We start from the raw sequence: 25,893 nt of genomic DNA on the forward strand, positions 1-25,893 counted from the left end.
ATGAGCTTATTATTTTCACCCTTAACTTTACGTAGCGTCACGCTGCCAAACCGGATCGCCGTCGCTCCGATGTGTCAATATTCGGCCCAGGATGGCTTTGCTAACGACTGGCACATGGTGCATTTGGGCAGTCGTGCGGTGGGCGGCGCTGGACTGGTGATTGTTGAAGCGAGCGCGGTCGTTGCCGATGGCCGAATCACACCCGAGGATCTTGGCATCTGGAAAGATGAACATATTGCGCCATTACGCCGGATCACGCAGTTCATTGCTCAGCAAGGCGCAGTAGCCGGCATTCAGCTAGCCCATGCCGGACGCAAAGCCAGTGTCACGCGACCATGGGAATCGACGCAAGGCAGCATTCCATTAGCGCAAGGTGGCTGGCAAACGGTAGCACCGTCGGCACTGGCCTTCGACACTAGTTTCGCAACGCCGTTAGCACTCACGGTGGAACAAATTGCCGATATAGTGCAAGCGTTTGTCGCTGCTGCAGAACGTGCCCACAAGGCTGGTTTCAAACTGATCGAAATACATGCAGCACACGGCTATTTGTTGCACGAATTTCTATCGCCATTAAGCAATACCCGCACCGATCAATACGGTGGCAGCTTTGAAAACCGCATACGTCTGGTCATGGAAGTCGTCACTGCTGTCCGTCAGGTCTGGCCTCAAGAGTTACCGATGTTTGTGCGGGTCTCTGCGACAGAATGGGTCGAGGGCGGCTGGAACCCGGATGAAACAGTGGCTTTGAGCGTATTGCTACGGGAAGCGGGTATCGATCTGGTGGATATCTCGACTGGTGGCAATGCGGCCAATGCCGTCATTCCGGTCGGTCCGGGATATCAGACGCAATTTGCGGCCCGCGTTAAAAAAGAAGCAGGCATTGCCAGCGGTGCAGTTGGCATGATTACGGAGCCGATTCAGGCTGAACACATTTTGCGCACCGAACAAGCCGACCTGATCTTGCTGGCGCGTGAATTGTTGCGCAACCCTAACTGGCCACTACACGCTGCGGATGCGCTGCGTGCCGAAACACCATGGCCACCGCAATATGCCCGTGCCACATCACGCAAGATGCCAATACGTCCTTCAATTGATTACGGTGATGAGTAAAATCAATCGCGTATAAATGCGTAATTACTTAGGTTTATGTTGAGTGCAGGCTAAAAGCAATTACGAGGAATAAACGCTACCGAACCCGTAAGACGGTTCGGGAGTGCCCCCCCCCTAACATCAAGTGGCGGACATACCAAGTCCAACGGCGACTTCAGAAATCAGCCGACGCAACCACACCACATCGGGCGCAACATGCGAGCGCGTATGCCACAACATATAAAACCGCATTTTGGGCATATCGAACGGAAGCGGGAACACCTGAATCGGCCAGTCCTTCACAAAGTAATTAGCGAACTGACGACCGGTCGTAAAAATCAAATCTGACTTTGCCAACACATGCGGGACCAATGCAAAATAGGGAATCGCCACCTGAATGTTGCGCTTTAATCCTTGCTCCGCCAAAGCCGCATCAATGCTGCTCCGATGGCCTTCGATGTATGGAGTCGGTGCAAGGTGCGGCATCTCAACGTAATATTTTAGCGTCAGTCCCTTTTTGGCAACCGGGTGATCACGGTGCATCATGCAGACGACTTCGTCCTCAAACAGTTGCGCAAGATGCAAATGCTCAGGCGGATCGGGCCAATTACCGATGACCAGATCCAGCCGTCCGGTCTCCAGCGCATTAGAATAATCCAGCCCAGCATCAAGTGCATGCACCATCAGACTGGCGCCAGGAGCGCGCCGCCGCACTTGTTCAATGATCGAGGGAATCAACAAAACGTTCAGATAGTCCGGCGTTCCTACATGGAATATCCGTGCAGTGCTTCCTGCTTCAAATGCTGCTACCGGTGCGCCGATTTTTTCAAATACATCGAGTCCTTCCTTCGCCAGCGCCAATAGTTCCTGCCCGCGCTCGGTTGCTACCATTCCCGTTTTGCCACGCACTAAAATGGCATCGCCGGTCAACTCGCGCAAGCGCTTCAACGTATTGCTGATAGTCGGTTGCGATTGCCCCAACTTAATCGCCGTGCGTGACACACTCTTCTCCACCAGCAAAGTATGCAAGACGCGAAGCAGATAGGTATCGAGATGATGATTAGCGCGAGAAGTCATTAACAGTGGAGGAAAATTGAGTGAACATGAGGCGAACATAAGCCATCGGACAAATATGCCTGACAACTACCAAAAAAGTGTCTTTATACATTCTTGAAGGATAACGGATAAGTGACTGATTGAGTATATTCACATTCGCACAACCCTCATTCGTTTGATGCCTCTTTTCTGCTGTTGGGTGTACGCAATGCGTTGACGAAAAGAGTGCGCATGATTGGTGCACATTTTATGCGCTCCGATTATTCTCATCTCAAGCGGTCTCGGATAAACATTTTCCAACGATGACCGGCATTGAAGGCTTACATAAAGAGATTCACCAAAAATAGGCTCTTTTGAGGCGGCATTACATGATTCAAATTCGATTTCCTACCAACTTTAGACGACCGGTCTAATTTACGCTATACTTGCTAATATCATGCGAGCAACCTACGACATCACCAAACGCCACATACTCGACGCTGGACAGCAAATTATTGCGGTCAAAGGCTTCGCGGGCGTTGGATTAAGCGAAATTCTGAGCGCTGCAGATATTCCAAAAGGATCTTTTTACCATTACTTTGGATCAAAGGAACAATACGGCTGCGCGCTTCTTGAGCAATATTTTGATGAATATCTGGTTAAGCTCAAGCAAATACTGCACGCTCCCTTCGATGCTTCCAATACGGCACAATCAGCACGTTACCGGCTCTTGCAGTATTGGGGAGGATGGGTTGAAAGTCAGTCAAGCCACGACCCCAAGGGACGATGCATGGTGGTGAAGTTGGGCGCTGAAGTTGCCGACTTGTCGGACGATATGCGCATTGCACTGTGCAAAGGGACCAAACGCCTCATGGAGCAGTTGGCTATTTGCATTACCGAGGGCATCACAGAAGGTTCTCTGGATTCTCAGCTTAATCCCGAAAAAACGGCTGAAATGCTTTACCAAATGTGGCTGGGCGCAAGCCTCCTTGCCAAGCTACAACGTGATCGCCGCCCTCTCGAAAACGCCATGGAGACCACCATCAGCGTTTTGAAACAAGGGTAAAACCGCTTCCTTAGCAGTCTTACATTTGTTTACGAGAATCTCCCTGTTCATTCAGCCTATTAACTGAATGCTTTAAACAATCAAAAGCTATTTCTAACCCACATCGCTTGATTTACATGACAGCCCTATTGACTCGTCTTTTAGCTAGTCGACCGGTCTAATTTATAACTAATAAGGAATCGTATGTTTAATTTCGAACTCTATAATCCAACAAAAATTGTATTTGGTCGCGATACCGTCGCCAAACTATCTACATTAGTCCCAACTGATGCGCGCGTATTGATCTTATTCGGTGGTGCAAGCGCACAAAAAAATGGCACACTTGATGAAGTAAAAGCTGCGCTGGGCACACGCGAAGTGCAGGAATTTTCCGGCATCGAACCCAATCCTTCCTACGAAACCCTGATGCGTGCCGTAGAACACGTGCGCCGTGAAAAGATCGATTTCCTGCTAGCCGTGGGCGGTGGCTCCGTCATTGACGGCACCAAATTTATCGCCGCAGCCGCACACTTCGATGGTGAGCCTTGGGATATCGCCGTCAAAGGTGGCGTCAATATAACCAATGCTTTACCTTTTGGGACGGTGTTGACATTGCCCGCCACCGGCTCAGAAATGAACAATGGCGGCGTTGTGACGCGTAAATCAATCCAGGCCAAACTCGCCTTTCATAGCCCGTTGGTTTATCCGCAATTTTCGATACTTGATCCGAGTAAAACCTTTACCTTGCCACCACGTCAAATCGCCAACGGCGTTGTCGATGCCTTCGTGCACACAGTAGAACAATATTTGACCTATCCGGTAAATGGTCAGGTACAGGATCGCTTTGCTGAGGGATTGCTGCTGAGCCTGATTGAAACCGGTCCTCGCGTCATGGCCGAACCCAACGACTATGATGCGCGTGCTAACTTGATGTGGGTGGCGACATTGGCATTGAACGGTTTGATCGGTGCCGGCGTACCGCAAGATTGGGCGACGCATATGATCGGCCACGAACTGACGGCGCAATATGACATTGATCACGCCCGTACCCTGGCAATCGTGTTGCCATCGCTATTGACAGTACAACGCGAAAACAAGCGTGCCAAACTGCTGCAATATGCTGCGAGAGTGTGGAACATCACAGAAGGTAGCGAAGATGCCCGAATTGATCAAGCTATCCAGAACACCCGCGATTTCTTTGAAAGCATGGGCATTAAAACTCGCCTCGGAGATTATGAATTGGGTCAGGCTGCCATTGATATTGTGGTGACACAATTGAGTGCGCACGGGATGACAAAGTTAGGCGAACACAAGGATATTACGCTGGAAGTGAGTCGCAAAATCCTTGAAGGCGCTTTATAGTAAAAGAGACATCCATACCGGATCAGAATGACGTGGCGTACGCGTAACCGCAACCGTACGCATCTGTTCCTTTAATAAGCTGCGAATAGTGCGTGAGCGTTACTGCGTCACTACCGGGCCGGATTTCTTTTTCTCGCATAAACTAATGCAATGCTATTTCATTCGATAGCCATCCTACCGACAACGCCGGGACACCGGCGTTGGTTCAACTTTCAGGAGACTTAACCATGCCTAAAGACAACACACTCAATCGCAGTATCGTCCTTGCCGCCCGTCCACATGGCGCGCCGACGGCCGAAACGTTTCGGTTAGAAGAAACGGCTGTCCCGACGCCAGCAACCGGTCAACTATTGCTGCGCACTCTGTACCTGTCGCTTGACCCTTATATGCGTGGTCGTATGAGCGACGCCCCATCTTATGCTGAGCCAGTGGCGGTGAATGCGGTTATGGGCGCTGGCACAGTCGCCCGCGTAGAGGCATCGCTGCATTCTGATTTCAAAGTAGGCGATCTTGTGCTCAGCTATAGCGGCTGGCAAGACTATATGTTGTCCGATGGCACCGGTCTGACAAAACTTGATCCTCATCTTCTTAAGCCATCGCACGCGTTAGGGGTACTGGGCATGCCCGGCTTTACCGCGTATGTCGGCTTGCTCGATATCGGTCAGCCGATAGCTGGCGAAACTGTGGTCGTTGCTGCTGCAACCGGCGCGGTTGGCTCTTTAGTAGGACAAATCGCTAAGCTGAAAGGATGTCACGTCGTAGGAATCGCAGGCGGTGCAGAAAAGTGCACATATGCAGTCGATGAGCTAGGTTTTGATGCCTGTATTGATCATCGCAGCAAAGACTTTCCACAGCAACTGGCCGCAGCCTGCGATAAAGGGATTGACGTCTATTTTGAAAACGTTGGTGGTGCAGTATTTGATGCCGTACTACCGCTGTTGAATTCATTTGCACGTATTCCAGTATGCGGCTTAATCGCCAACTATAACGCGACAGGATTACCGGAAGGACCAGATCGCTCATCAATACTTTCACGTGCGATATTGACCCGCCGCCTGAAGATACAAGGATTTATTAATTCAGATTATGCCCCACGTCATAACGCGTTTTTTAGCGAAATGAGCGGCTGGTTAAAAACTGGAAAAATTAAATATCGCGAGGAGTTCGTTGACGGCCTGGAGAATGCACCGCAAGCGTTTATCGGTCTTCTAGAAGGTAAAAATTTCGGCAAATTAATCATCAAGGTTGCCGAATAAAATCCTGCCTTAGTTGAGGTCAGCGTGACCGCGTTCACCCTTGCCAAGAATGTCTGTTAATAACAAAAAACGCTCGCGAACCGGAACAACCGGAGCGCGAGCGTTTTTGCTGTCATTAACTTTCAAATTTCCCATTAGGCAAATCGCGATGAAAGCACCGCGCTGCTGACTGACTTTGCTTAAGCCCTGATTTATTTAGTTCCGAATATCCGGTCCCCTGCATCACCCAAGCCAGGAACAATATACGCATGCTCATCAAGGTGTGAATCCAGACTGGCCACATATAATTTAACGTGTGGATGCGCATCCTGAAATACTTGCACGCCTTCTGGTGCGGCAACCAGCGCTAGAAAAATAATTTGCGCATCGGTCACACCACGTTGCTTAAGTACATTGACTGCGTACACGGCTGAGTTGCCTGTCGCCACCATCGGGTCACAAAGAATAAACGTGCGCTCAGCCAAATCCGGCAAACGCACAAGATACTCAACCGGTTCCAGCGTGGCAGGATCGCGGTAGACGCCAATATGTCCCACGCGGGCAGATGGCACCAAATCCAACAAGCCATCACTCATACCAATACCTGCACGCAGAACTGGCACCACGGCAAGCTTACGTCCGGCAATTACCGGCGCATCCATAGGTTGAATAGGCGTTTCAATACGCTGTGTCGTCAACGGCAAATCCCGCGTGATCTCATATCCCATCAATTGGGTAATTTCACGCAACAACTGGCGGAAAGTACGCGTCGACGTATCCTTACTACGCATATGGGTCAGCTTGTGCTGAATCAACGGATGATTAAGGATAAACAGATTGGGGAAACGCGGGTCGCTGAGCATAAGAATGAGACGAAAAATGATCGGTTGAGGTGAGCGAAACAAGGCAACGTATCTGTCAACAAGTGCCGCCGTATTTTCAGGCGGCGCTTATGAAACTCTCATGCACCTTTTGGAAAGTTTTATGCGACTCTTTAACGGCACCATCGAGGCCCATGCACAGTATGACAACCACCAGCAAACACCAACTACTGCGTGATGGATGCCGAGTTTTTTTCAGGTGCGACTAAAGTCAGCAAAGCTAAAATTTGCTCCAACTCATGGCGTACTTCGATCAGGTTAATTTTATTCTGTGCAGCTTCCGCGGCGGCGGCCATAGAATCTTTTTCTGCCTGCGCCATCCTGCCATCGAGTTTGTTACGCGCACCGCTAATGGTGAAACCTTGCTCATATAACAGTTCGCGGATACGCCGAATCAACAATACTTCATGATGTTGATAATAACGACGATTACCGCGCCGCTTAACCGGCTTCAATTGCGTAAATTCCTGCTCCCAATAACGCAAAACGTGCGGTTTTACGCCACAAAGTTCACTTACTTCACCAATAGTGAAATAGCGCTTTGCAGGAATAGGCGGCAAGACGATAACCTCAGATTTACTAATACGATCATTCATGAATTAGCTTAAAGAACGAGGGAAAAAGGTTGTTGCGAAGTCGCTTCGACCATGCCTTTAAGCTTCTGACTGGCATGAAAAGTGACGACACGACGCGCGGAAATAGGAATCTCTTCACCGGTTTTAGGGTTACGACCAGGTCTTTGTGGCTTGTCACGTAATTGAAAATTACCGAAGCCTGATAACTTAACCGCTTCGCCGCGTTCCAACGCATTCCGCATTTCATCAAAAAAAGTTTCGACCATATCTTTGGCTTCACGCTTGTTAAGGCCAACTTGTTCAAATAAAAGCTCCGCCAACTCGGCTTTTGTTAATGTCGGTAAATCTTTTTCAGCCTGCGAGCGCGCTTGTGCCTCGCGCATCGCCCGATTCAGATCAGCGTCCAATACCGATTCAAACTCAACTGCCTGCATATCGCTCATTCTGCGTTCATTCCGTTGTTCTCACCCTGTTTTGCGATTCGCCACGTCAAAAAAACGAGCATTCTACTTATGCGACTTTTCAGCACGAACAGCTTCGTCATAGCGCCTCTCAGTCACGCACCTGGAGCTTGCTTTAAAGCATAACCTTATTTTCCAACCATAAAGATTAACTTTAAGGTTGGCTCAAAGCTGGCATGAAAAAACCTACCAACGACACTTACTACTGGCACAAACTTCACGTCAAAATGTCAGCCTACCAAATGTGTATTACCTGACAGGTTTTATGTTTTTTAACAATCCAGCGTTTGCTTAACTGCGCAATTTCGCGCCGTCAATCTTTCCAATTGCCGCAATCAAAGCGGTCATGGCAGCATCAACGGTATCGTCTTGAAGGGTGTTTTCAGTATCTTGCAAGGTAAACCGGAAAGCAAGACTTTTTTCGTCATTTTCTAATCCCTTGCCATGATATTCATCAAATAAAACAAAGGCTTGCAGAATTCGACAGGCGTTGTTAGTACTCTTTTCGGTGGCAAAAATATCCAGCAAATCTTGCGCGGGAACACCTTGATTGACGACCACCGCGAGGTCCCGTACCACTGCCGGGAATTTAGAAATGTCGACGTACTTGGGAACTTCGCGTTGCTGTAAAGCCTCTACCGTAATCTCAAATACAACTGCCGCCAGCGGAAGGTCATATTTCTGCTGCAAGCGCGGATGCAGCTCACCAATGAATCCAACGGCCTTGCCGTTCAACATGACCTGTGCCGAGCGGCCAGGATGCAAGGCCGGATGATCAATCTTAGCGAAGCGCAATATTGCCGGAGCGAATAAGGCCTCGAGATCTGCCTTTACATCATAAAAATCGACGACGCGGCTAACCTGTCCCCATTGCTCTTCAGCGTAGGGACCGTACGCCAGACCTGCGACATGTTTCGGTTGATCGAACCCTGCGACTGCTAACGCGCCGTCCTGGCTATCTACGTTACGCAAAAATACGGTACCAGATTCAAAAATACGGATGCGACTCACTTTACGGTTCAAGTTGTATTTCACATTTGCGACCAAACTGGCGATCAATGAAGAACGCATCACGCTCATCTGACTAGCGATAGGATTGATCAGTTTGATTGGTTGCACGTTAGCCGCAAAGTCAACTTCCCAGGCTTCTTCGACAAAGCTAAAGTTAATCACTTCCTGATAGTCCAGCGCGGCTAGCTTATGGCTGATTGCGAACAAAGAGCGCGTATTTTCAGGCGCAATAAACATTTCATTCGGCGCAACCGGCGGCAATGCAGGTATATTTTCAAAACCGTACACGCGCACGATCTCTTCGATCAGGTCTTCTTCAATTTCGATATCGAAACGGTAGGACGGCGGTGTAACCGAAAAAATACCCGGCTCTTGCGTAAACGTCAGATTAAGGCGTGTAAAAATATCCGCTATCAGTGCATCGGTCAGCGGCACACCAATCACCTTCACAGCGCGAGCGGTGCGAACGGTGACGGGCAAGCGTAACGGCAAGTTAATTTTTTGGTCGTCAACAGGACCGACTTTGGTATCGCCGTTGCCGCAAATTTCGATGAGCAACGCTGTGATCCGTTCGATATGTTCAACCGTGGTCGCAAAATCAACGCCCCGTTCAAAACGATGCCCGGCATCTGTGGAAAAATTAAACCGGCGTGCGCGTCCCTGAATCGCTTGCGGAAACCAAAACGCTGCTTCGAGATAAATGTTCTGCGTCTCCAACGAAACAGCGGTCGCGTCACCACCCATGATACCGGCCAGCGATTCGATTTGCTGTTCGTCTGCAATAACGCCAATCCACTCATCAACACTAACGGTATTGCCGTTTAACAGCTTGAGTGACTCACCCGTTTTTCCCCAACGTACATCAAGACTGCCATGGATTTTATCCAGATCAAACACGTGGGTCGGACGACCGAGTTCCAGCATTACATAATTGGAGATATCCACCAGTGCCGATATCGAGCGTTGACCGCTGCGTTCCAGACGTTGCTTCATCCATTGCGGCGTCGCAGCCCTGGCATTCAAACCGCGAATAACGCGGCCCGAAAAACGGCCGCATAAATCTGGTGCCGAAATAGTGACCGGCAATACTTCTGAAATATTGGCGCTTACTGCCTGGTAAGCTGGATGCTTAAGTTCGGTGCCGGTTAATGCAGACACTTCGCGCGCCACGCCCAATACGGAAAGGCAATCGGCCTTATTCGGCGTCAGTTTAATCGTGAATTTCAGATCATTCAGCTCATAATAATCACGAAAATTCATTCCTACTGAAGCATCGCCGGGCAATTCCAGCAGACCTTCGTTTTCTTCGGATAATTTCAGTTCACGGGCCGAACACAACATGCCGTGCGATTCAACTCCACGCAACTCGCCCACTTTGATTTCAAAAGGTTTGCCGTCAGCACCCGGCGGCAGCATGGCTCCCGGCATCGCGCACGGCACTTTAAGGCCAGCGCGAACGTTCGATGCGCCGCACACGATTGTCAACGCAGTGCCGGTTCCAACATCGACCTGACACACATTGAGTCGGTCTGCGTTCGGATGTTTGGCGATCTCTAACACGTGGCCAACCACGACATTCGTGAACGGCGGCGCAACCGGCGCGACCTCTTCTACTTCGAGGCCTGACATCGTCAGCAAGTGGGATAATTCGTCCGAAGTCATGCTCGGATCGACCATTGTACGCAGCCAGCTTTCAGAGAATTGCATAGTAAACCTTCAAAAACCTTTCATCATGGAAGACTCGGATCAGCTTGCTCGCCATGAAGGCGGCACATAGCATCCGAGACGTCTTGGGCGAGCGCGATTTCTAATTAAATTGCTTTAAAAAGCGCAAATCGCCTTCGTAAAATAGACGCAAGTCGCTGATCCCGTAACGCAACATTGTCAAGCGCTCGAGACCTGAGCCGAACGCAAAACCGATAAACTGCTCAGGGTCAAGACCCATATTGCGCACAACGCTCGGGTGAACCTGACCTGCACCGGACACTTCTAACCAACGCCCTTTTAGTGGGCCACTGCCAAATGCGATATCGATTTCGGCCGATGGTTCGGTGAAAGGAAAATAAGAAGGTCGGAAGCGGACTTGTAAATCGTCAGTTTCGAAAAACGCTTTGACGAAATTCAGGTACACACCCTTGAGGTCGGCAAAACTGATATCTTCAGCGATCCACAAACCTTCAACCTGATGAAACATCGGCGAATGGGTAGCATCACTGTCCACACGATAAGTGCGACCGGGTGCGATTACTTTGATCGGTGGCTTGTTCATGCGCGCATAGCGTACCTGCATCGGACTGGTATGCGTACGCAATAGCAACGGCTTGCCTTGTGTGTCATTGCCTTCGATGTAGAAGGTATCCTGCATTGAGCGCGCAGGATGATTTTCCGGGCTATTCAATGCGGTAAAGTTAGTCCAATCTGTTTCGATTTCGGGACCGTCGGCCACATCAAAACCAATCGACCGGAAAATTTCTTCAACCCGTTCCCAGGTCCGCATCACGGGATGAATTCCGCCAACGCCACGACCACGACCAGGCAAAGTCACGTCAATTGCCTCGGCATTCAAACGGACTTGCATCTGCGCGTCTGCCAGCGCATCACGGCGCGCGGTCAGCGCGTTCTCGATCTGCTGTTTGGCGACATTGATCACGGCACCTTGCACTTTACGTTCGTCCGGTCCGAGCTTGCCCAGACCTTTCATTTGCTCGGTAATTTGACCGGTTTTGCCAAGATATTTGGCTTTGGCGTTTTCCAGCGCAGCCGCATCAATTGCGGCAATAAAATCAGCCTGGGCTTGCGTTACAAGTTGTTCTAGGGAGTTCATGCAGTTTTTCCTGCTCCAATGGGAAGCCGAAAAATTCCAATAAGCATTAGTAATGAAGGGGAGAAATTAAAAAAGTGTTTAAATAACGGCGTTATCCGCATCCACTGCGTTACACCTATCGTCCAATTGCCAAGGGCATCCAGGCGGCGTAACAACACACTTTTAATCTATCCACACTCTCATTTCCAAAGCAAACAGGAACAAGAAACCATTAAAAATTCAGCAAAGACAAACGAATGAAATCGTATTCGATACAGAATAAAATGGCAGTTAAAAAACACAAACGGGGCATAAGGTATACACCTCTGCCCCGCTCGGGATTGCGCATGCTTCATAAATTAAAGTTACCTGAGGTGACCTCAACTCAGCTGCACTAGCAAAACTACGTCGTTAATTACGCAGCGATGATGGCTTTAACTTGATTGACAATCGCAGCAAACGCTGGCTTGTCCATCACTGCCATATCGGCCAGGACTTTACGGTCCAGTTCGATAGAGGCACGTTTCAGACCATTCATGAATACGCTGTATGTAACGCCATGCTCACGAGAAGCGGCGTTAATACGGGCGATCCACAATGCACGGAAGACGCGCTTCTTGTTACGACGATCGCGATACGCGTATTGACCAGCGCGCATAACTGCTTGCTTGGCAACACGGTAAACTTTACTGCGGCGACCGCGGTAACCCTTAGCAAGGGCTAGAACTTTTTTATGACGGGCACGAGCTGTAACCCCACGTTTTACTCTAGGCATAGTAACTCCTTAATAGTGTGAGGTTATGAGTTCGGCAACATTGCGCGGACGGATACCATGTTTGTTTCATGGACACCGACTGAACCACGCAAATTACGTTTGGTCTTGGTTGTTTTTTTGGTCAGGATGTGACGTTTGAACGCTTGACCGCGCTTAACAGTTCCACCCGGACGGACGCGAAAGCGCTTCTTAGCACCGCTTTTCGTTTTCATTTTTGGCATGATTCTATCTGTCCTTAAGGACAGCTCCTTTTTTAACATGATTGTAGGTGGCAACAATCGTTGCACTTGTATGCCTACTCTCACTTGTTTAAACCTGACCACCCAATTCCGTGACCAGATTTTGCAACGGAATCAAGTCCGTTGCTTTTGGATCGGGCGGGCGATAAATCGGTCACCTGATCACAAAATTTGAAAAGAAATGCAATCAACGGAGTCATCCGAATCATTCACTCCTTCTTTGTATTATTTCTTTTTCTTAGGGCCAATGATCATGATCATCTGGCGCCCTTCCATCTTAGGCCACTGCTCAACTTGTCCGAACGGCTCAAGATCAGATTTAAGGCGTTCCAACATGCGCACACCGATATCCTGGTGGGCCATTTCACGACCGCGAAAACGCAAGGTGATTTTGGTTTTATCGCCGTCTTCAAGAAACTTGGTCAAATTGCGCAGTTTGATGCCGTAATCGCCATCATCGGTACCCGGACGGAATTTAACTTCCTTGACCAGAATAACCTTCTGTTTCAATTTGGCTTCGTGGGCTTTCTTCTGTTCCTGGTATTTAAACTTACCATAGTCCATCAGACGCGCAACGGGAGGCTGAGCAGTCGGCGCAATTTCCACCAGATCTACGTTAGCTTCTTCAGCCAGACGAAAGGCTTCCGCCAACGAAACGATACCGAGCGGTTCGTTTTCGACGCCGCTTAGACGCAATTCAGGTGCTGTTACTTCACCATTTATGCGATGTGACTTGTCCGTAGCTATTGCAGTTTCCTTTAAAAATCAAATAGATAAGCCGTGCTTCCACGCTTTGGGTTTTCCGTTCAGGCTTTGGTTTCGACCTCAATTTTAAGGCGTTCTACCAATGCGTCAATTGACATGACACCTAAATCGACATTACCCCGCGCACGCACGGCCACTGTATTTGCATCACGCTCCTTATCACCAATAACGAGGATATAGGGCGGTTTTTGCAAAGAATGCTGGCGTATTTTATAGGTAATCTTCTCATTACGCAAATCTGCCTCTACTCTAAATCCTTGTTTCTTCAGCGTTTGTGCAACACTTTGCACGTATTCCGACTGTGCATCCGAGATATTCAAAATAACAACCTGAACCGGTGCCAGCCATAAAGGCATCGCGCCAGCGTGGTTTTCAATCAAAATACCAATGAAACGCTCCAACGAACCTACAATCGCCCGATGCAACATGACCGGAACCTTGCGATTGTTATCTTCTGTCACATATTCCGCGCCCAAACGACCAGGCATTGAGAAATCGACCTGCATCGTGCCACATTGCCATGAGCGACCAATAGAGTCTTTCAGATGATATTCAATCTTCGGACCATAAAACGCACCCTCACCCGGCAATTCCTCCCAAGTGGTTCCTGACGCACGCAGAGCGTCGCGTAGTGCGTCCTCAGCCTTGTCCCACACATCATCTTCACCGACGCGTTTTTCCGGTCGCAGGGCTAGTTTGACCGCGACTTCGGTAAAACCGAATCGATCATAGACTTCACGTACCACTTTATCAAAAGCCGCAACTTCGCTCTGGACCTGATCTTCGGTACAGAAAATATGACCATCATCTTGCGTAAAGCCGCGCACACGCATCATGCCGTGCAAAGCGCCGGACGGTTCGTTGCGATGGCATTGACCAAACTCGCCAAAGCGCAGCGGCAAATCGCGATAGCTATGCAGTGTAGAGTTAAATATTTCGACATGGCCCGGGCAGTTCATCGGCTTCAGCGCATAGCTGCGATTTTCCGATTCAGTTGTGAACATATTGTCACGGTAATTTTCCCAGTGCCCGGTTCTTTCCCACAACGAACGATCCAGAATCTGTGGTGCCTTTACTTCCTGATAACCATTATCTTGATAGACACGGCGCATGAACTGCTCAACTTGTTGCCAGATAGTCCATCCTTTTGGATGCCAGAAAATCAAACCTGGCGCCTCTTCCTGCATATGGAATAAATCTAAAGCGCGGCCTAGTTTGCGGTGATCGCGCTTTTCTGCCTCTTCCAGCATGTGCAAATAGGCTTCCTGATCTTCTTTTTTAGTCCACGCAGTGCCGTATACCCGTTGCAGCATTTCATTTTTAGCATCACCACGCCAGTAAGCGCCCGCTAACTTCATCAATTTGAAGACTTTTAGCTTGCCGGTAGAAGGTACGTGCGGACCGCGGCACAAGTCGGTGAACGACCCTTCGGTATAGAGCGAAACCTCTTGATCAGCCGGAATTGATTCGATCAACTCAGCCTTATACGCCTCACCAATTGACTTGAAGTAAGCGACCGCTTCGTCACGTGGCAATACCCGGCGTGTCACTGGCTCGTCTTTTTTTGCCAGTTCTGCCATTTTCTTTTCGATGACAACCAAGTCTTCCGGAGTGAACGGGCGTTTATATGCGAAGTCGTAATAGAAGCCATTTTCAATCACCGGACCAATAGTCACTTGCGCGTCGGGGAATAACTCTTTGACTGCATAGGCCAACAGATGGGCGGTCGAATGGCGAATCACATCAAGGCCCTCGGCATCTTTGTCGGTAATGATGGCCAAGGCGACGTCGCGCTCAATCAGATATGAGGTATCAACGACGACGCCATCGACTTTACCTGCTAACGCGGCTTTTGCCAGGCCTGTACCAATACTTGCGGCCACTTGGGCGACTGTCAGTGGCGCATCGAATTGACGCTGTGAACCATCGGGAAGTGTAACTGATACCATTTTGAACTCCATATCGATCATCGCTCTACATTCAGCGATGCCATATTAAATAAAATAAATTGATGAATAATGGTCAAAAATGCAGACGAAAAAAAACGCGGACCAGCCGCGCTTTCTCAACAATGAAAAAGACCTCGACTAGTGTCGCGCGCAGATTGCGGTGGTAGTTCGCGGTGTCATAACCAGGATGCCTTTCTCGCTCTTACAGATATTGTTTCGTGTTTTGACTGCTGTGATGGTCTAAAGCCTGCAGATTGACGGATGATACCAGAAAACCACCGCAATATGGGTAGCTGCGCATCAGCCGTCCAACGAGCGATAAGCGGCGGACGTATCGTTTTAGTCGACTATTTGCCGTTTAAGCCCCATCTGCGATGTAGAGCGAGCCAATGGTAAATCACCCACTTAACGACTTATCAAGTTTACACCTTTATTTTGGCACGTTACTCGCCACGACTGATTTGGCGTCATCTGTCCGATTCCACCAACCGCCTCCCAATGCCTGAAATAACGCTGCGGTGTCAGCAAAACGGGCCGCTTGCGCCTGCGCCAGATTGATAATCGCTTGCTGATAGATTAGCTGCGCGGTCAACAGCGTTTGCGGACTGGTTGCGCCTAGTTGCACTGATTTTCGAGAAATTTCCAGACTTTGCGCTGCCGCCCGTTCTGCCGCCAATTGCGCTTTAAGCGTTTGGGCGTCATATTGAAGCGCGCGCAAACTATCGGCAACATTTTGAAAAGCAAGAATCACAGTACTACGATATTGCGCAGCAGCTTGCTCAAACAGCGCCTCAGAGGCCCGCTTTTTATGGAGCAGCGCGCCGCCCGAAAACAACGGTTGCGTCAGTCCTCCGGCTAATCCCCAAAATCCGGTTCCACCCGTAAATAAATTACCGAGCTGACTTGCCGAACTCCCGATATTGGCACTCAACGTTATTTGCGGCAGCATATTTGCTGTCGCCACGCCTACCGCCGCTGACGCCGCATGCAACTGCTCCTCTGCAGCACGCACGTCTGGTCGTTGCCGTACCAGATTTGATGGCAGACTCACTGGCAATTGCTGAGGCAAACTTAATTGTGACAAAACGAATTTTTCATCCAATTCATCACTTGGGAAGCGCCCCGCCAACGCAGTCAATCGATCACGTTGCTGAGACAATGCATTTTGTAAAGGAGGCAAAGTAGCCTGCGTCTGCGCCAGTGCCGCATTTTGGATAGATACGTCAGCCAGCGCCACATCACCCAGTTTGTACTGACGTTGCAATAAATCCAGCAATTTAGTCTGCATGCGGATGACGTACTGGGCCGCAGCGATTTGCGCCCGTAAGGACGCCTCCTGAACAGCTGCTGCGACCACATTTGAAGTCAGCGTCAAATAAGCCGCTTCGAGCTGAAAGCGTTGCTGTGCCGCCTGTGCTTGCAAGTTTTCGACCTGACGCCGATTACCGCCAAAAACATCCAGGTTGTAAGACACATTGAGCTGTGCCGTATGCAGATTAAAGACCGACGTTTCCGACTGAATCGGCGTCGTCGGCACCTTCTGACGCGTCGGCGTGAAGCTCGCATCAACAGTCGGGAAAAAGCTTCCACGCTGCGCCGCGACTTGCTCTTCCGCCGCCCGCAAAGCAGCTTGCGCCGACTGCAAATCCGGGCTGGCCTTCAATGCCTGTGCAATCACCGTATTTAAGGGCGCTGACTGAAATAACGTCCACCATTGCGCCGGAATATCCATACCGGCTACAAATTGCTGTTCGGTCCCACCCATTGTCTCGGCAGAAACGGTTTTAGTTTGTAAAGGCTCTTTGGAATAGCCTTGCACCGATGGTGCGTCGGGCTGCCTAAAGTCAGGGCCAACTGCGCAACCGGCCAACACCATGGCGACTGCCAATAACGGAGGACTTGCGAGAGACTGCAACGTACATTTTTTCATGATTTAACCTATTCAATCTTTGACCTACTCTGGATCGCCGATCTCATTTTTTAATCGACTAGCGGCCATCGGGCGTCGGACTTACCCCTTTACGCCGTTCTATCCAACGCTCTAGAGCGAAATAGAATGTGGGCAAAATAAACAGTGTCAACAGCGTCGCGACCACCAATCCACCCACAACGACCGTGGCCAGGCCGCGCTGTACATCGGTGCCGACACCGGTTGCCAGCGCGGCTGGCAACATGCCAACCGACGCTACGGTTGCAGTCATAAGCACCGGGCGGAAACGTTCAGAGGCGCCCGCCAAAACCGCCTCCATTAACATCACACCTTGTTGTCGCACCCGATTGATGTTGGATACCATGATGATGCCGTTTTGTACCGCAACACCAAATAGAGCGATGAAGCCGACGCCGGTCGCAACGTTAATAGTATTGCCAGTGACACGCAATGCGATCAGGCCGCCCAGTGCGGCCAGCGGCACTACACCCAGAATGAGCATGGCTTGGCGCAATTTGCCAAATCCGGCATATAAAATAAGCGCCATCAAACCCAGTACCAGACCGAAGACCACAATCAGACGTGCTTGCGCCCGCTCCTGATTTTCAAACTGGCCGGCCCATTCCAAACGATATTTGGAATGATCAAACTGCACATCGCTAGCGACCCTGGCTTGCGCATCTTTATAATAGGAAAGCAAATCCCGATCTGCGTAATCAAGTCGTACGGTTAACTGCCTGTGCGTACTTTCATGCGTAATCGTACTTTCGCCAGTTCCAGCCCGAATATGCGCTAATTGAGAAAGCGGAATGCGCGCGCCGCTGGATGCCGTAAGGAGCAAATTTCCCAGCGCCTCGGGACCATTCCGACTATCCTTGGGGAACCGAACCGTCACGTTATAGATACGATCGGCAACATACATCTGCGTCACCGGCGCGCCTCCGATACCGGTCTGTATCAAGTTAGAAATATCGGCAATATTGATACCGAGACGGGCAGCGGCAGCCCGATCAATATCAATCACCATCTGTGGGATCGGTGGTTCCTGAAAAATCGATACGTCAGCACTTCCTCGTACGCCGTGCAGAACGTCAACAATGTTATTGCCGATGCGACGCAACTCTTTGAAATCTTCACCATAGATGCGAATCACCAACGGACTATGCGCGCCACCCACCGCGTCATTAACGCCGTCACTAATCGGCTGACTAATACCGATAGAAAAGCCAGGCAGCTGCACTAGCCGTGCGTTGAGACGTCGAACAAAATCGGCCTTATTTTCTCCAGGAGGCCAGGTGTTATATGGTTTCAACCCCACCGGCACTTCCATATGCGACGGCGTCCATGGATCCGTACCGTCATCACTACGACCAAGCTGCGTGACGACATAAGAAACTTCAGGGAACGATAGCAGCGTACGCCTTAATTCGGCCGCCATTTCGCTGCCTTTTTCCAGCGACAATCCAGATGGCATCTGGACTTGCAACCAAAGCGTCCCTTCATCCAGCTGCGGCATGAACTCGCGCCCGGTAACAGCACCTAAAGCAATCACACCGACCAATGCCACCACACCAATCACATACGCAATCGATGGATTGTTCAACATACCACCAAGTGTATTTCGATAACCTGTACTTAACCATTCGAGGGGCTTGTTATGAAATATTTTGCGTGGCTTTCGCAACGCCATATAGGCCAATCCAGGCACCAGAACGATGCTACAAATAAGCGCACCGATCAGCGCGTAGCTGACGGTGAACGCCATTGGTGATAACAGCTTTCCTTCAGCACGTTCAAACGCGAACAACGGCAAATACGCACTAATAATAATCAACGTCGCAAAGAAAATCGGCTTGATCACTTCGGTGGTCGCTGCACGAACTTCTATCTCGGTTAGCTCTTCAGTTGGCTTGGCCTCGCGCCGCCGCAAAATCGCTTCCGTCACAACAATTGCACCATCCACAATGATGCCAAAATCGATTGCGCCCAACGAGAATAAATTCGCTGGCATTTTGGTCAAATACATCATAATGAAAACAGCTACCAACGCCAGCGGAATCGTCACCGCTGCAACCAGCGCACTACGCGGACTACCAAGAAACAAAATCAGCACGATACATACAAGGCCAATTCCCTCCAGCACCGTGTGGCTGACTTTATGGACGGTCAGTTGAATCAGTTCATCGCGATCAATATAAGGAACAATTCGCACCCCTTGCGGCGCCAATTGTTTCTGTAACTGTGCCACTTTTGCATGCACATCCTTGATCACTTCGGACGCATTTTGATATTTCAATAGCTTGACGATGCCTTCAATCGTATCGGGATTGTTGTCCTTGCCAAGAATTCCCTGACGTTCTTGATGACTGTATTGCAGTTTGCCGAGATCACGCACCAAAACCGGCACACCGCTGACTTGCTTGACCACGACATTGCCAAGGTCCGTCAAGCTGCGCATCATCCCCAGTCCACGTACGACATAACCCTGCTCACCACGGGAAATACGACTGCCGCCTGCGTTGGCGTTATTGTTATTGATCGCAGTGGTCACGTCCGGTAGCGAAACGCCAAAGCGCTGCAATTGATTTTGATCAATCTCAAGCTGATATTCCATCGTCATGCCGCCAAAATTGCCCACATCCGCAATACCTGGAATCTGCCGTAATTCGGGGATGACGATCCAGCGCTGAATCTCTGACAGTTCCATCAAATTCTTGCTATCAGACTCAAGCGTGTAGCGATAAATTTCGCCCGAAGGACCGCTGACCGAATCCAGAGTTGGTGTAATCCCTGTTGGCATTGTTACCAGCGCGATGCGCTCAGTGACGCGCTGACGCTCCCAGTAATCTTCAGCACCATCTTTAAACGTCAGTGTAATCAGGGATAAGCCAAATGTGCTGGACGAGCGTATATGTACCAAACCAGGCGTGCCGCTCAATTGACGTTCTAGCGGTATCGTGATCTGTTGCTCAATTTCTTCCGCAGCCAGACCGGGCGCCTGGGTCGTCACCTGTGCGGAGACATCGGACAGTTCAGGATAAGCTTCTACCGCCATACGGGTCCACGAATAATAGCCAAACAGCGCCACCAAAATCGTCACCAGAATCACTGCATAGCGCTTTTGCAGGCAATAGCGGACGACGTTATTAATCATTAAGAAGCACTCCGCCCTTAGTCACAACCCGATCCCCGACGTTGAGGCCGGCTTGAATACGGACGCTGCTGTTTGCTTCACTACCCAGTTCAACCTTGTGCCTTACAAACTTCCACGGTGTCGTCTCGACGAAAACGGTAGTGTCATCGTTATTCATGAGTAATGCCGAAGTTGGCACTACTGGCGCGGATGTTTGAGCGACGGCGAACGACACCCTTGCAAACATGTTTGGCTTTAATTTTCCATCGGCATTAGGCATGCTGATACGCACCAACGCACGACGTGTATCCGGTTGCAAAACATCGCTGATAAAACTGACGCTGCCTTTAAATGGCATATCAGCATAAGCTGGCAAATGGATCGCCACTTGCTGTCCGGTCTTGATGGATGACACTAAATTTTCAGGCACATTGGCAGTAATCCAGACGTTATCCAGATTCGCTATCGTCATCATCGACGCGGTTGGATCATTGACGCTTTGACCGACGCCGATTGACAATGCCGTGATACTGCCGGAAGTAGGCGCGACGATATTGAGGCGGCGTCCATTGCTATCTGCGCTTACCACACCCAAGGATTTCAACCGCGTATCAGCGCGAGTAAACTCAGCCTGCGCCTGAATGCTTGCGCTTTCAGCTTGCTCCAAATCCTTCGCCGCGCCTGCGCCAGCGTCTTGAACGCCGCGCTGGCGATCAACGATCTTCTTCGCCAGCTGCAAAGTATCGCGGGTCTTCTGTTGGTCCGACGCTGCTTGCGCAAAATCACCCGACGTCATCACCAGCAACAGCTGTCCTTTTTTGACATGATCGCCAAGGCCAACCTTTAGCTCCAACACTTTTCCCGCAACCGGTGGCACGATATTGATGGTCCGGGAAGGATCGGCTTCTACTTGCGCTGGCAATTCCAGAGCATGTGTGGTATCCATTGCCGCAACCAATTGCACGGTAAGACGGTCACGCAGCGGCGAATGCAAAGGAACTAAAATCTGATCGCCTTTTCTAATCAAATTAGGGATTGGCTCAGCGTTGGCATCTGCTGCATGGATAACACCTTTACTGCTTGACGTAATCCAAACGATTCCGGCAATAGCGAGGACACCGATTGCGAGAATACAAACATTTTTTTTTCTAGGCAGGATAGACTTTTGCATGATGGTACTTATAGTAAGAATCGTTGTTCGCTGATCGGGCTGATCTTCCCAACATCAATGTAATTCTGTTGCATTCGTCGCTTTATCAGGTGTTGTAAAAAGAATGCGACATCAATGTATGGCTTCAGGGCTTGGAGGGTTGATCAACTCTCGTGGCGGGAACCTTGCTGATCAAGGCAGATTTCAAAACGTCGGCCTGTCCGGTGTGCTGATCGACGATTTCAAAAACAATTTTTTCACTATTGAAAAATTGGTATAACTGCTCTTTAACATACGTATTTTTGTCACCAGTAACATCTAATGACAAAGATGAAGCCGCTTGTAGATTGGAACTTACAGTGTGCGTACCGGAGCTGGTTTCCATCACCAGGTAGGTCATCGGAGCCAAATTGGCGATCCATTTACCATCCAAAAAAATCTCAGTCTTTTGTTTCGGCTCCATTGTTCCGGGCCGTATCAGATAAATTTTCCCTAAGCCGTTAGTCGGTGCCACAAACTGCTTAGCGTCGGCATCTTCACCTGACGTTGCAAGCGGCACGGTCACGCATTCAATCTGGTGCAGAAACCGTCGACACGGCACCAGCGCATCCTGTGCGTTTGCCGAAGATATCGTCATGCCCAGCGCTAGCAGGATGTAAATAAATAGGATGCGAGTGGAATAAGTCATTGAGTCGGAACTAGCGCCAGTAAGTAATATGGCACAGGGAACCTAACTAATTGACAGGATTCCTTGCGATTCCAGAAGGAACTACTACAGAATAACCACCGATCCTGTCAATAACCTGAAGGAAACCTGACAAAATCCTGACAAACAAAAGATAAGCGATCAATTGATGGTAAGAGACTAAATAGAACGCGGACGGAATGCAGATGCCAACATCGCAATCGAAGCAAAGCCATCCAGATGACCGCTGCCAATATGGATGATTGTGGGGCGACAGACCTGCAATTAGAGCAGCAATTTAGACTGCAACTAAGACTGCAACTAAGACTGCAACTTAGTGGGAGTGCCAAGAATAGGAAAGGGGAAAAGCACTGAGAATATGGTGCCGCATGTCGGTCCGGGTTCCACGGTGATTCTGGCCCCATGGTCTTTGGTAATATCGCGCACAATCGCTAATCCCAGGCCATTGCCAGCAATATTGTCATCAATACGATAAAAGCGCGTAAAGATTAACTCTTGCTCCGAGGCGGCGATGCCGGGCCCCGAATCCTCTACCGAGAAAATGCCGCCATCGTTGCCTTGTATCGTATTAACAGTGACAGTGCCGTTGCCAGGTGAGTAGCGGATCGCATTATCGATCAGGTTATCGATCAGATCACGTAATAGAAATGGATCTCCCATTACACGGGTTTTATGCAGATTAAAACCGATGTCGATAGCCTTTTTATCGGCTTCTTCGACGAAATGCTGAATCGACTCTTCCACCAGTTTATTTAATTCAATGACTTCCAGCCGTTCTTTTTCAAATTTTGTCGGCTCCGCTCTTGCCAAGGCTAACAACTGATTAGTCTGGCGGATCATCCGCTCGGTCGACGATGCCATGAGTTTGATCGAATGCGCGGTTTCCGGTTCGCTAGCGTTCTTTTGTAGTAACCATTCCAATTGCGTTCTGAATCCAGCCAACGGGGTTCGTAACTGGTGCGCGACATTTGCCAGAAAATGTTGCTGTCGCTGAGCGCCGTTTTGCACCTTGTTGAGCAAACCGTTGATAGCCGTCACTACTGGCCCAAGTTCCAGCGGCACATTGTTTTCATCCAACGCGGATAAATCGTCGTGGCTACGTAAATTCAAATCCAGCTGCATTTTTTTCAGCGGCAACAAGCCTTTGCTCACAGCAAACCAGATCGTCGCAATCAACATAATCGCTAATAGCGCCTCCAGTATAGAGAGCGCAAAAAAAATGACGGATCGAATATGGTTACGCTTACGTAGCGTTTCTGCGACGCCGATAAATACCTGCTGGCGCCCAACCGTCGTCTGGAGTGCCACTATTCGCACCGGCTCACCGCGCATTTGACCTTCATAGGGCGTAGGCTCGTTTAATGCTTTTTGCTGCGGCAGCGCCGGAAAATCCGCATCACCAGCGAGCAACTTCCCATCTTGGCTTCGCACCACCAAATAAATGGCGTCAAAGTGATCGACTCGCAATACTTGCTCAGCCTGTTGCGACAACGTGCTTTCTACCTGGCCATTCTTTTCCTGCAAACGGGGAACCATGGCCCAGCCAGCATCTGCCAGACTTTGATCGAAGGCAATTTGTGCAGGTACCCAAGCCAGCCAATAACTAAGGCCAGCGCCAACAAAATTCACAATGAGGAGCGGCACAATTAGCCACATCAGCAGGTTGATCCGAATACTGTTCATAGCTCGACTTTTTCCAGCATGTAACCGAATCCTCGTATAGTACGAATTTCAATTCCGGCATCCGCAATTTTCAGTCGAATACGCGAGATATAAACTTCCACCGCATTAAGGGTCAGTTCCGCACCCCAAGGTAAAATCGCATCAATGATCTGTTGCCGCGACACCACGCGGGACGCTTGTTGCAGCAGATATTCAAGGACTGCCCATTCACGTACCGAGAGTTCAATCGACTTACCATTGATTTTTGCTCTGCGGGACGACGTATTGAGTGAGAGTCCACCCAAATGCATCTCCAGCGGCTGTGGCGCGCTGCGTCGCAATAAAGCCCTTACCCGTGCCACCAATTCCTGTGTCGCAAATGGCTTCACCAGATAGTCGTCGGCCCCAATCTCCAGACCGTAGACCCGATCCTGGACGGAGTCGCGTGCGGTCAGCAACAACACGGGAATATGGCTGCCACGGGCGCGCAAGCGACGGACGACTTCAAAACCATCCATACCCGGCAAACCGATATCCAACACCACTACGGAAATCTCGGTGCGTTGTAACAGTGCGTCAGCATCGCTGCCATTCTGCACCACGTCAACGACCATTCCATGACCTTTGAATATCCGCAAAATGCCGTCGGCAAGTACTGAGTCATCTTCTACCAACAGAATGTGCATAATCTTATTTGCGAAGTGTGAATATGGGGCAGTAAATATGGGAAGCCGCAAGGAGTGCATCTACTAACCACATTATTTAGATGCCAATTCTAATCGGTATCGTTGATTGAAAGTGCTGCTCGGCTGCGTGATGACAAAACACACCCCCTAGTCGACGGCGCAACAGCAAGATTGAGCAAAAACTATTCGTTATAAAAAGCCATAAAATTATGTAGTATCGTGCGTGGCCGCACTAAATAATGGCCTAATATTAACTATTTATTGGAAAGACGACTCACGCTAACACGCTCCCCTGAGATTACGTGCGCGAAAAGAGTGGTTTCTGCAACGGGAAAAGGGAAGGCAACGCAAGTGAATCTTGGCCTGTTCGAAATACAGCAATGTCACCACGACAAAAGATAACCCGCCCCAGACTGGATAATCGTATTGACCTCCGATTGACCTCTCTTTTTTCATTAAATTGCAATATTGACATCATCGTCTGCATCATGACTCTGCGCTATTAAAGGATAAAATTCATGACCGCTGCCATTGGTATTATTTCAACTATCTTAATTACCTTAGTCGCATTGCTACACGTCTATTTTCTAATACTTGAGATGGTGTTCTGGGATAAACCACTAGGACTGAAAACGTTTCGCCTGACGCAAGAATTCGCCACCGCCTCCAAGGCATTAGCAGCGAATCAAGGCTTATACAACGGGTTTCTAGCTGCCGGTTTGTTGTGGGGACTTTGGTTGGGACCAAACGGATTCTCGATCAAAGTGTTTTTCCTGCTATGCGTCATCATTGCTGGCTTATTTGGCGCAGCAACGGTGGGCAAGAAAATTTTGATCGTTCAGGCGCTTCCCGCCATCATTGCCCTAGCTGTGTTGCTGGCGATTTGATCCGTCCTTTGATACTTCTTTGGAGTAGCTCAACAGCTAACTCGGGCATCTTACCTGCATCAACCTTCTATCGCATCAAGCTTTGTTGGAGCTGCACTTATTGATCATCTCAGCGCCGATTTTTTGCGCCTCTCGCTCCGCGTCTTCTTGATTCGCAAAGACGTGCTCAACGGAAACCCGTTGATTAGGAAAAATATTATTCCGGTGCATGGGATTGGGTGACGGCGCAAAGATGGTTAGATATGCGGCCCAATGCTCGCTGTCAGGCAATAAGACGGCCGAATACTCAATTTCATACGTACCTAAAAGTTCGGATGGCATCGTAGTCTCCTCATTGTTAGGAATATCCTACCATGGAAAAAACAAGACTACTTTATCCGAGCTTGTCATAGCTACGCATCTGCATACTCTATTGTCCAGATTGGCATCCGCTTAAAAGGTTTGCCTAATGTTGACGGCCGTCAGTTTGCTTTTTTCTGCGCCAGAATCTTGCCAATTAAGCGTCCTGCAATCC

At 49.6% G+C, this 25,893-nt stretch carries 22 protein-coding genes; 5 read left to right on the forward strand and 17 right to left on the reverse strand.

From position 1 onward, the window contains the following. Positions 1 to 1,110, forward strand: a complete 1,110-nt coding sequence (locus QN379_RS15730; RefSeq protein WP_323507037.1) for an NADH:flavin oxidoreductase/NADH oxidase — start codon at positions 1 to 3, stop codon at positions 1,108 to 1,110. A 120-nt stretch (positions 1,111 to 1,230) separates the two neighbouring features. Here the strand turns inward: QN379_RS15730 and QN379_RS15735 are convergent, their stop codons facing one another. Continuing rightward, a complete protein-coding gene (locus QN379_RS15735) occupies positions 1,231 to 2,166 on the reverse strand; it encodes a LysR family transcriptional regulator (protein ID WP_323507038.1) in 936 nt (311 codons plus the stop codon). Between the two features lie 415 nt (positions 2,167 to 2,581). Between QN379_RS15735 and QN379_RS15740 the strand changes: the two genes are divergently transcribed. The 3 genes from QN379_RS15740 (at position 2,582) to QN379_RS15750 (ending at position 5,787) form a co-directional block, all read left to right on the forward strand. Then, the gene (locus QN379_RS15740) at positions 2,582 to 3,190 is read left to right on the forward strand and encodes a TetR/AcrR family transcriptional regulator (protein ID WP_322232452.1); all 609 of its coding nucleotides are present in this window, start codon (positions 2,582 to 2,584) and stop codon (positions 3,188 to 3,190) included. Positions 3,191 to 3,373: 183 nt separating this feature from the next. After that, positions 3,374 to 4,531 carry an iron-containing alcohol dehydrogenase gene (locus QN379_RS15745; RefSeq protein WP_322232453.1) on the forward strand — a complete coding sequence of 386 codons (1,158 nt, stop codon included), beginning with the start codon at positions 3,374 to 3,376 and terminating at the stop codon, positions 4,529 to 4,531. A 227-nt stretch (positions 4,532 to 4,758) separates the two neighbouring features. Further along, positions 4,759 to 5,787, forward strand: a complete 1,029-nt coding sequence (locus tag QN379_RS15750; RefSeq protein ID WP_322232454.1) for an NADP-dependent oxidoreductase — start codon at positions 4,759 to 4,761, stop codon at positions 5,785 to 5,787. A gap of 191 nt (positions 5,788 to 5,978) precedes the next feature. Here the strand turns inward: QN379_RS15750 and upp are convergent, their stop codons facing one another. The 15 genes from upp to QN379_RS15825 all read right to left on the reverse strand — a co-directional run bounded on the left by upp (position 5,979) and on the right by QN379_RS15825 (position 24,492). Beyond that, the gene (gene upp, locus QN379_RS15755) at positions 5,979 to 6,629 is read right to left on the reverse strand and encodes a uracil phosphoribosyltransferase (protein ID WP_323507053.1); all 651 of its coding nucleotides are present in this window, start codon (positions 6,627 to 6,629) and stop codon (positions 5,979 to 5,981) included. A 185-nt stretch (positions 6,630 to 6,814) separates the two neighbouring features. Next, complete coding sequence (locus QN379_RS15760; protein ID WP_322232455.1) at positions 6,815 to 7,243, reverse strand: MerR family transcriptional regulator; 429 nt, start codon at positions 7,241 to 7,243, stop codon at positions 6,815 to 6,817. A gap of 8 nt (positions 7,244 to 7,251) precedes the next feature. Next, entirely contained in the window at positions 7,252 to 7,665 is a 414-nt protein-coding gene (locus QN379_RS15765) for an integration host factor subunit alpha (protein WP_322232456.1), read from the reverse strand. 309 nt (positions 7,666 to 7,974) lie between these two features. Beyond that, positions 7,975 to 10,401 (reverse strand): phenylalanine--tRNA ligase subunit beta, encoded by a 2,427-nt coding sequence (gene pheT, locus QN379_RS15770; RefSeq protein WP_323507039.1) that lies wholly within the window; start codon positions 10,399 to 10,401, stop codon positions 7,975 to 7,977. A 100-nt stretch (positions 10,402 to 10,501) separates the two neighbouring features. After that, positions 10,502 to 11,518 carry a phenylalanine--tRNA ligase subunit alpha gene (gene pheS, locus QN379_RS15775; RefSeq protein ID WP_323507040.1) on the reverse strand — a complete coding sequence of 339 codons (1,017 nt, stop codon included), beginning with the start codon at positions 11,516 to 11,518 and terminating at the stop codon, positions 10,502 to 10,504. 394 nt (positions 11,519 to 11,912) lie between these two features. Next, positions 11,913 to 12,272 carry a 50S ribosomal protein L20 gene (rplT, locus tag QN379_RS15780; RefSeq protein WP_168055225.1) on the reverse strand — a complete coding sequence of 120 codons (360 nt, stop codon included), beginning with the start codon at positions 12,270 to 12,272 and terminating at the stop codon, positions 11,913 to 11,915. A gap of 23 nt (positions 12,273 to 12,295) precedes the next feature. Beyond that, positions 12,296 to 12,493: a 50S ribosomal protein L35 gene (gene rpmI, locus QN379_RS15785; RefSeq protein WP_168055223.1), complete on the reverse strand. Its 198-nt coding sequence runs from the start codon at positions 12,491 to 12,493 to the stop codon at positions 12,296 to 12,298. Positions 12,494 to 12,736: 243 nt separating this feature from the next. Beyond that, positions 12,737 to 13,258: a translation initiation factor IF-3 gene (gene infC / locus QN379_RS15790; protein ID WP_108439777.1), complete on the reverse strand. Its 522-nt coding sequence runs from the start codon at positions 13,256 to 13,258 to the stop codon at positions 12,737 to 12,739. Positions 13,259 to 13,317: 59 nt separating this feature from the next. Then, on the reverse strand, positions 13,318 to 15,225 hold the full coding sequence (gene thrS, locus QN379_RS15795) for a threonine--tRNA ligase (RefSeq protein WP_322232459.1): 1,908 nt from the start codon (positions 15,223 to 15,225) through the stop codon (positions 13,318 to 13,320). A gap of 430 nt (positions 15,226 to 15,655) precedes the next feature. Next, the gene (locus QN379_RS15800; RefSeq protein WP_323507041.1) at positions 15,656 to 17,155 is read right to left on the reverse strand and encodes an efflux transporter outer membrane subunit; all 1,500 of its coding nucleotides are present in this window, start codon (positions 17,153 to 17,155) and stop codon (positions 15,656 to 15,658) included. A gap of 58 nt (positions 17,156 to 17,213) precedes the next feature. Beyond that, complete coding sequence (locus tag QN379_RS15805; protein WP_323507042.1) at positions 17,214 to 20,309, reverse strand: CusA/CzcA family heavy metal efflux RND transporter; 3,096 nt, start codon at positions 20,307 to 20,309, stop codon at positions 17,214 to 17,216. After that, positions 20,302 to 21,459 carry an efflux RND transporter periplasmic adaptor subunit gene (locus QN379_RS15810; RefSeq protein WP_323507043.1) on the reverse strand — a complete coding sequence of 386 codons (1,158 nt, stop codon included), beginning with the start codon at positions 21,457 to 21,459 and terminating at the stop codon, positions 20,302 to 20,304. Before QN379_RS15810 ends, QN379_RS15805 begins: the two co-directional genes overlap by 8 nt. Before the next feature lie 124 nt (positions 21,460 to 21,583). After that, positions 21,584 to 22,126 carry a hypothetical protein gene (locus QN379_RS15815; RefSeq protein WP_322232463.1) on the reverse strand — a complete coding sequence of 181 codons (543 nt, stop codon included), beginning with the start codon at positions 22,124 to 22,126 and terminating at the stop codon, positions 21,584 to 21,586. Between the two features lie 318 nt (positions 22,127 to 22,444). Continuing rightward, a complete protein-coding gene (locus tag QN379_RS15820) occupies positions 22,445 to 23,827 on the reverse strand; it encodes a sensor histidine kinase (RefSeq protein WP_323507044.1) in 1,383 nt (460 codons plus the stop codon). Next, positions 23,824 to 24,492 carry a response regulator transcription factor gene (locus QN379_RS15825; RefSeq protein ID WP_322232465.1) on the reverse strand — a complete coding sequence of 223 codons (669 nt, stop codon included), beginning with the start codon at positions 24,490 to 24,492 and terminating at the stop codon, positions 23,824 to 23,826. The genes QN379_RS15820 and QN379_RS15825 overlap by 4 nt, the downstream gene beginning before the upstream one ends. Before the next feature lie 518 nt (positions 24,493 to 25,010). Here QN379_RS15825 and QN379_RS15830 point away from each other — a divergent pair. Further along, positions 25,011 to 25,379, forward strand: coding sequence for a DUF1304 domain-containing protein (locus QN379_RS15830; RefSeq protein WP_322232466.1), 369 nt, complete (start codon positions 25,011 to 25,013; stop codon positions 25,377 to 25,379). A 75-nt stretch (positions 25,380 to 25,454) separates the two neighbouring features. Here QN379_RS15830 and QN379_RS15835 read toward each other — a convergent pair whose 3' ends face one another. After that, entirely contained in the window at positions 25,455 to 25,700 is a 246-nt protein-coding gene (locus QN379_RS15835) for a hypothetical protein (protein WP_322232467.1), read from the reverse strand. Positions 25,701 to 25,893: the final 193 nt, after the last annotated feature.

It is taken from the genome of Glaciimonas sp. Gout2, assembly GCF_035018905.1.
In the GTDB taxonomy this organism is placed as follows: Bacteria; Pseudomonadota; Gammaproteobacteria; order Burkholderiales; family Burkholderiaceae_D; genus Glaciimonas.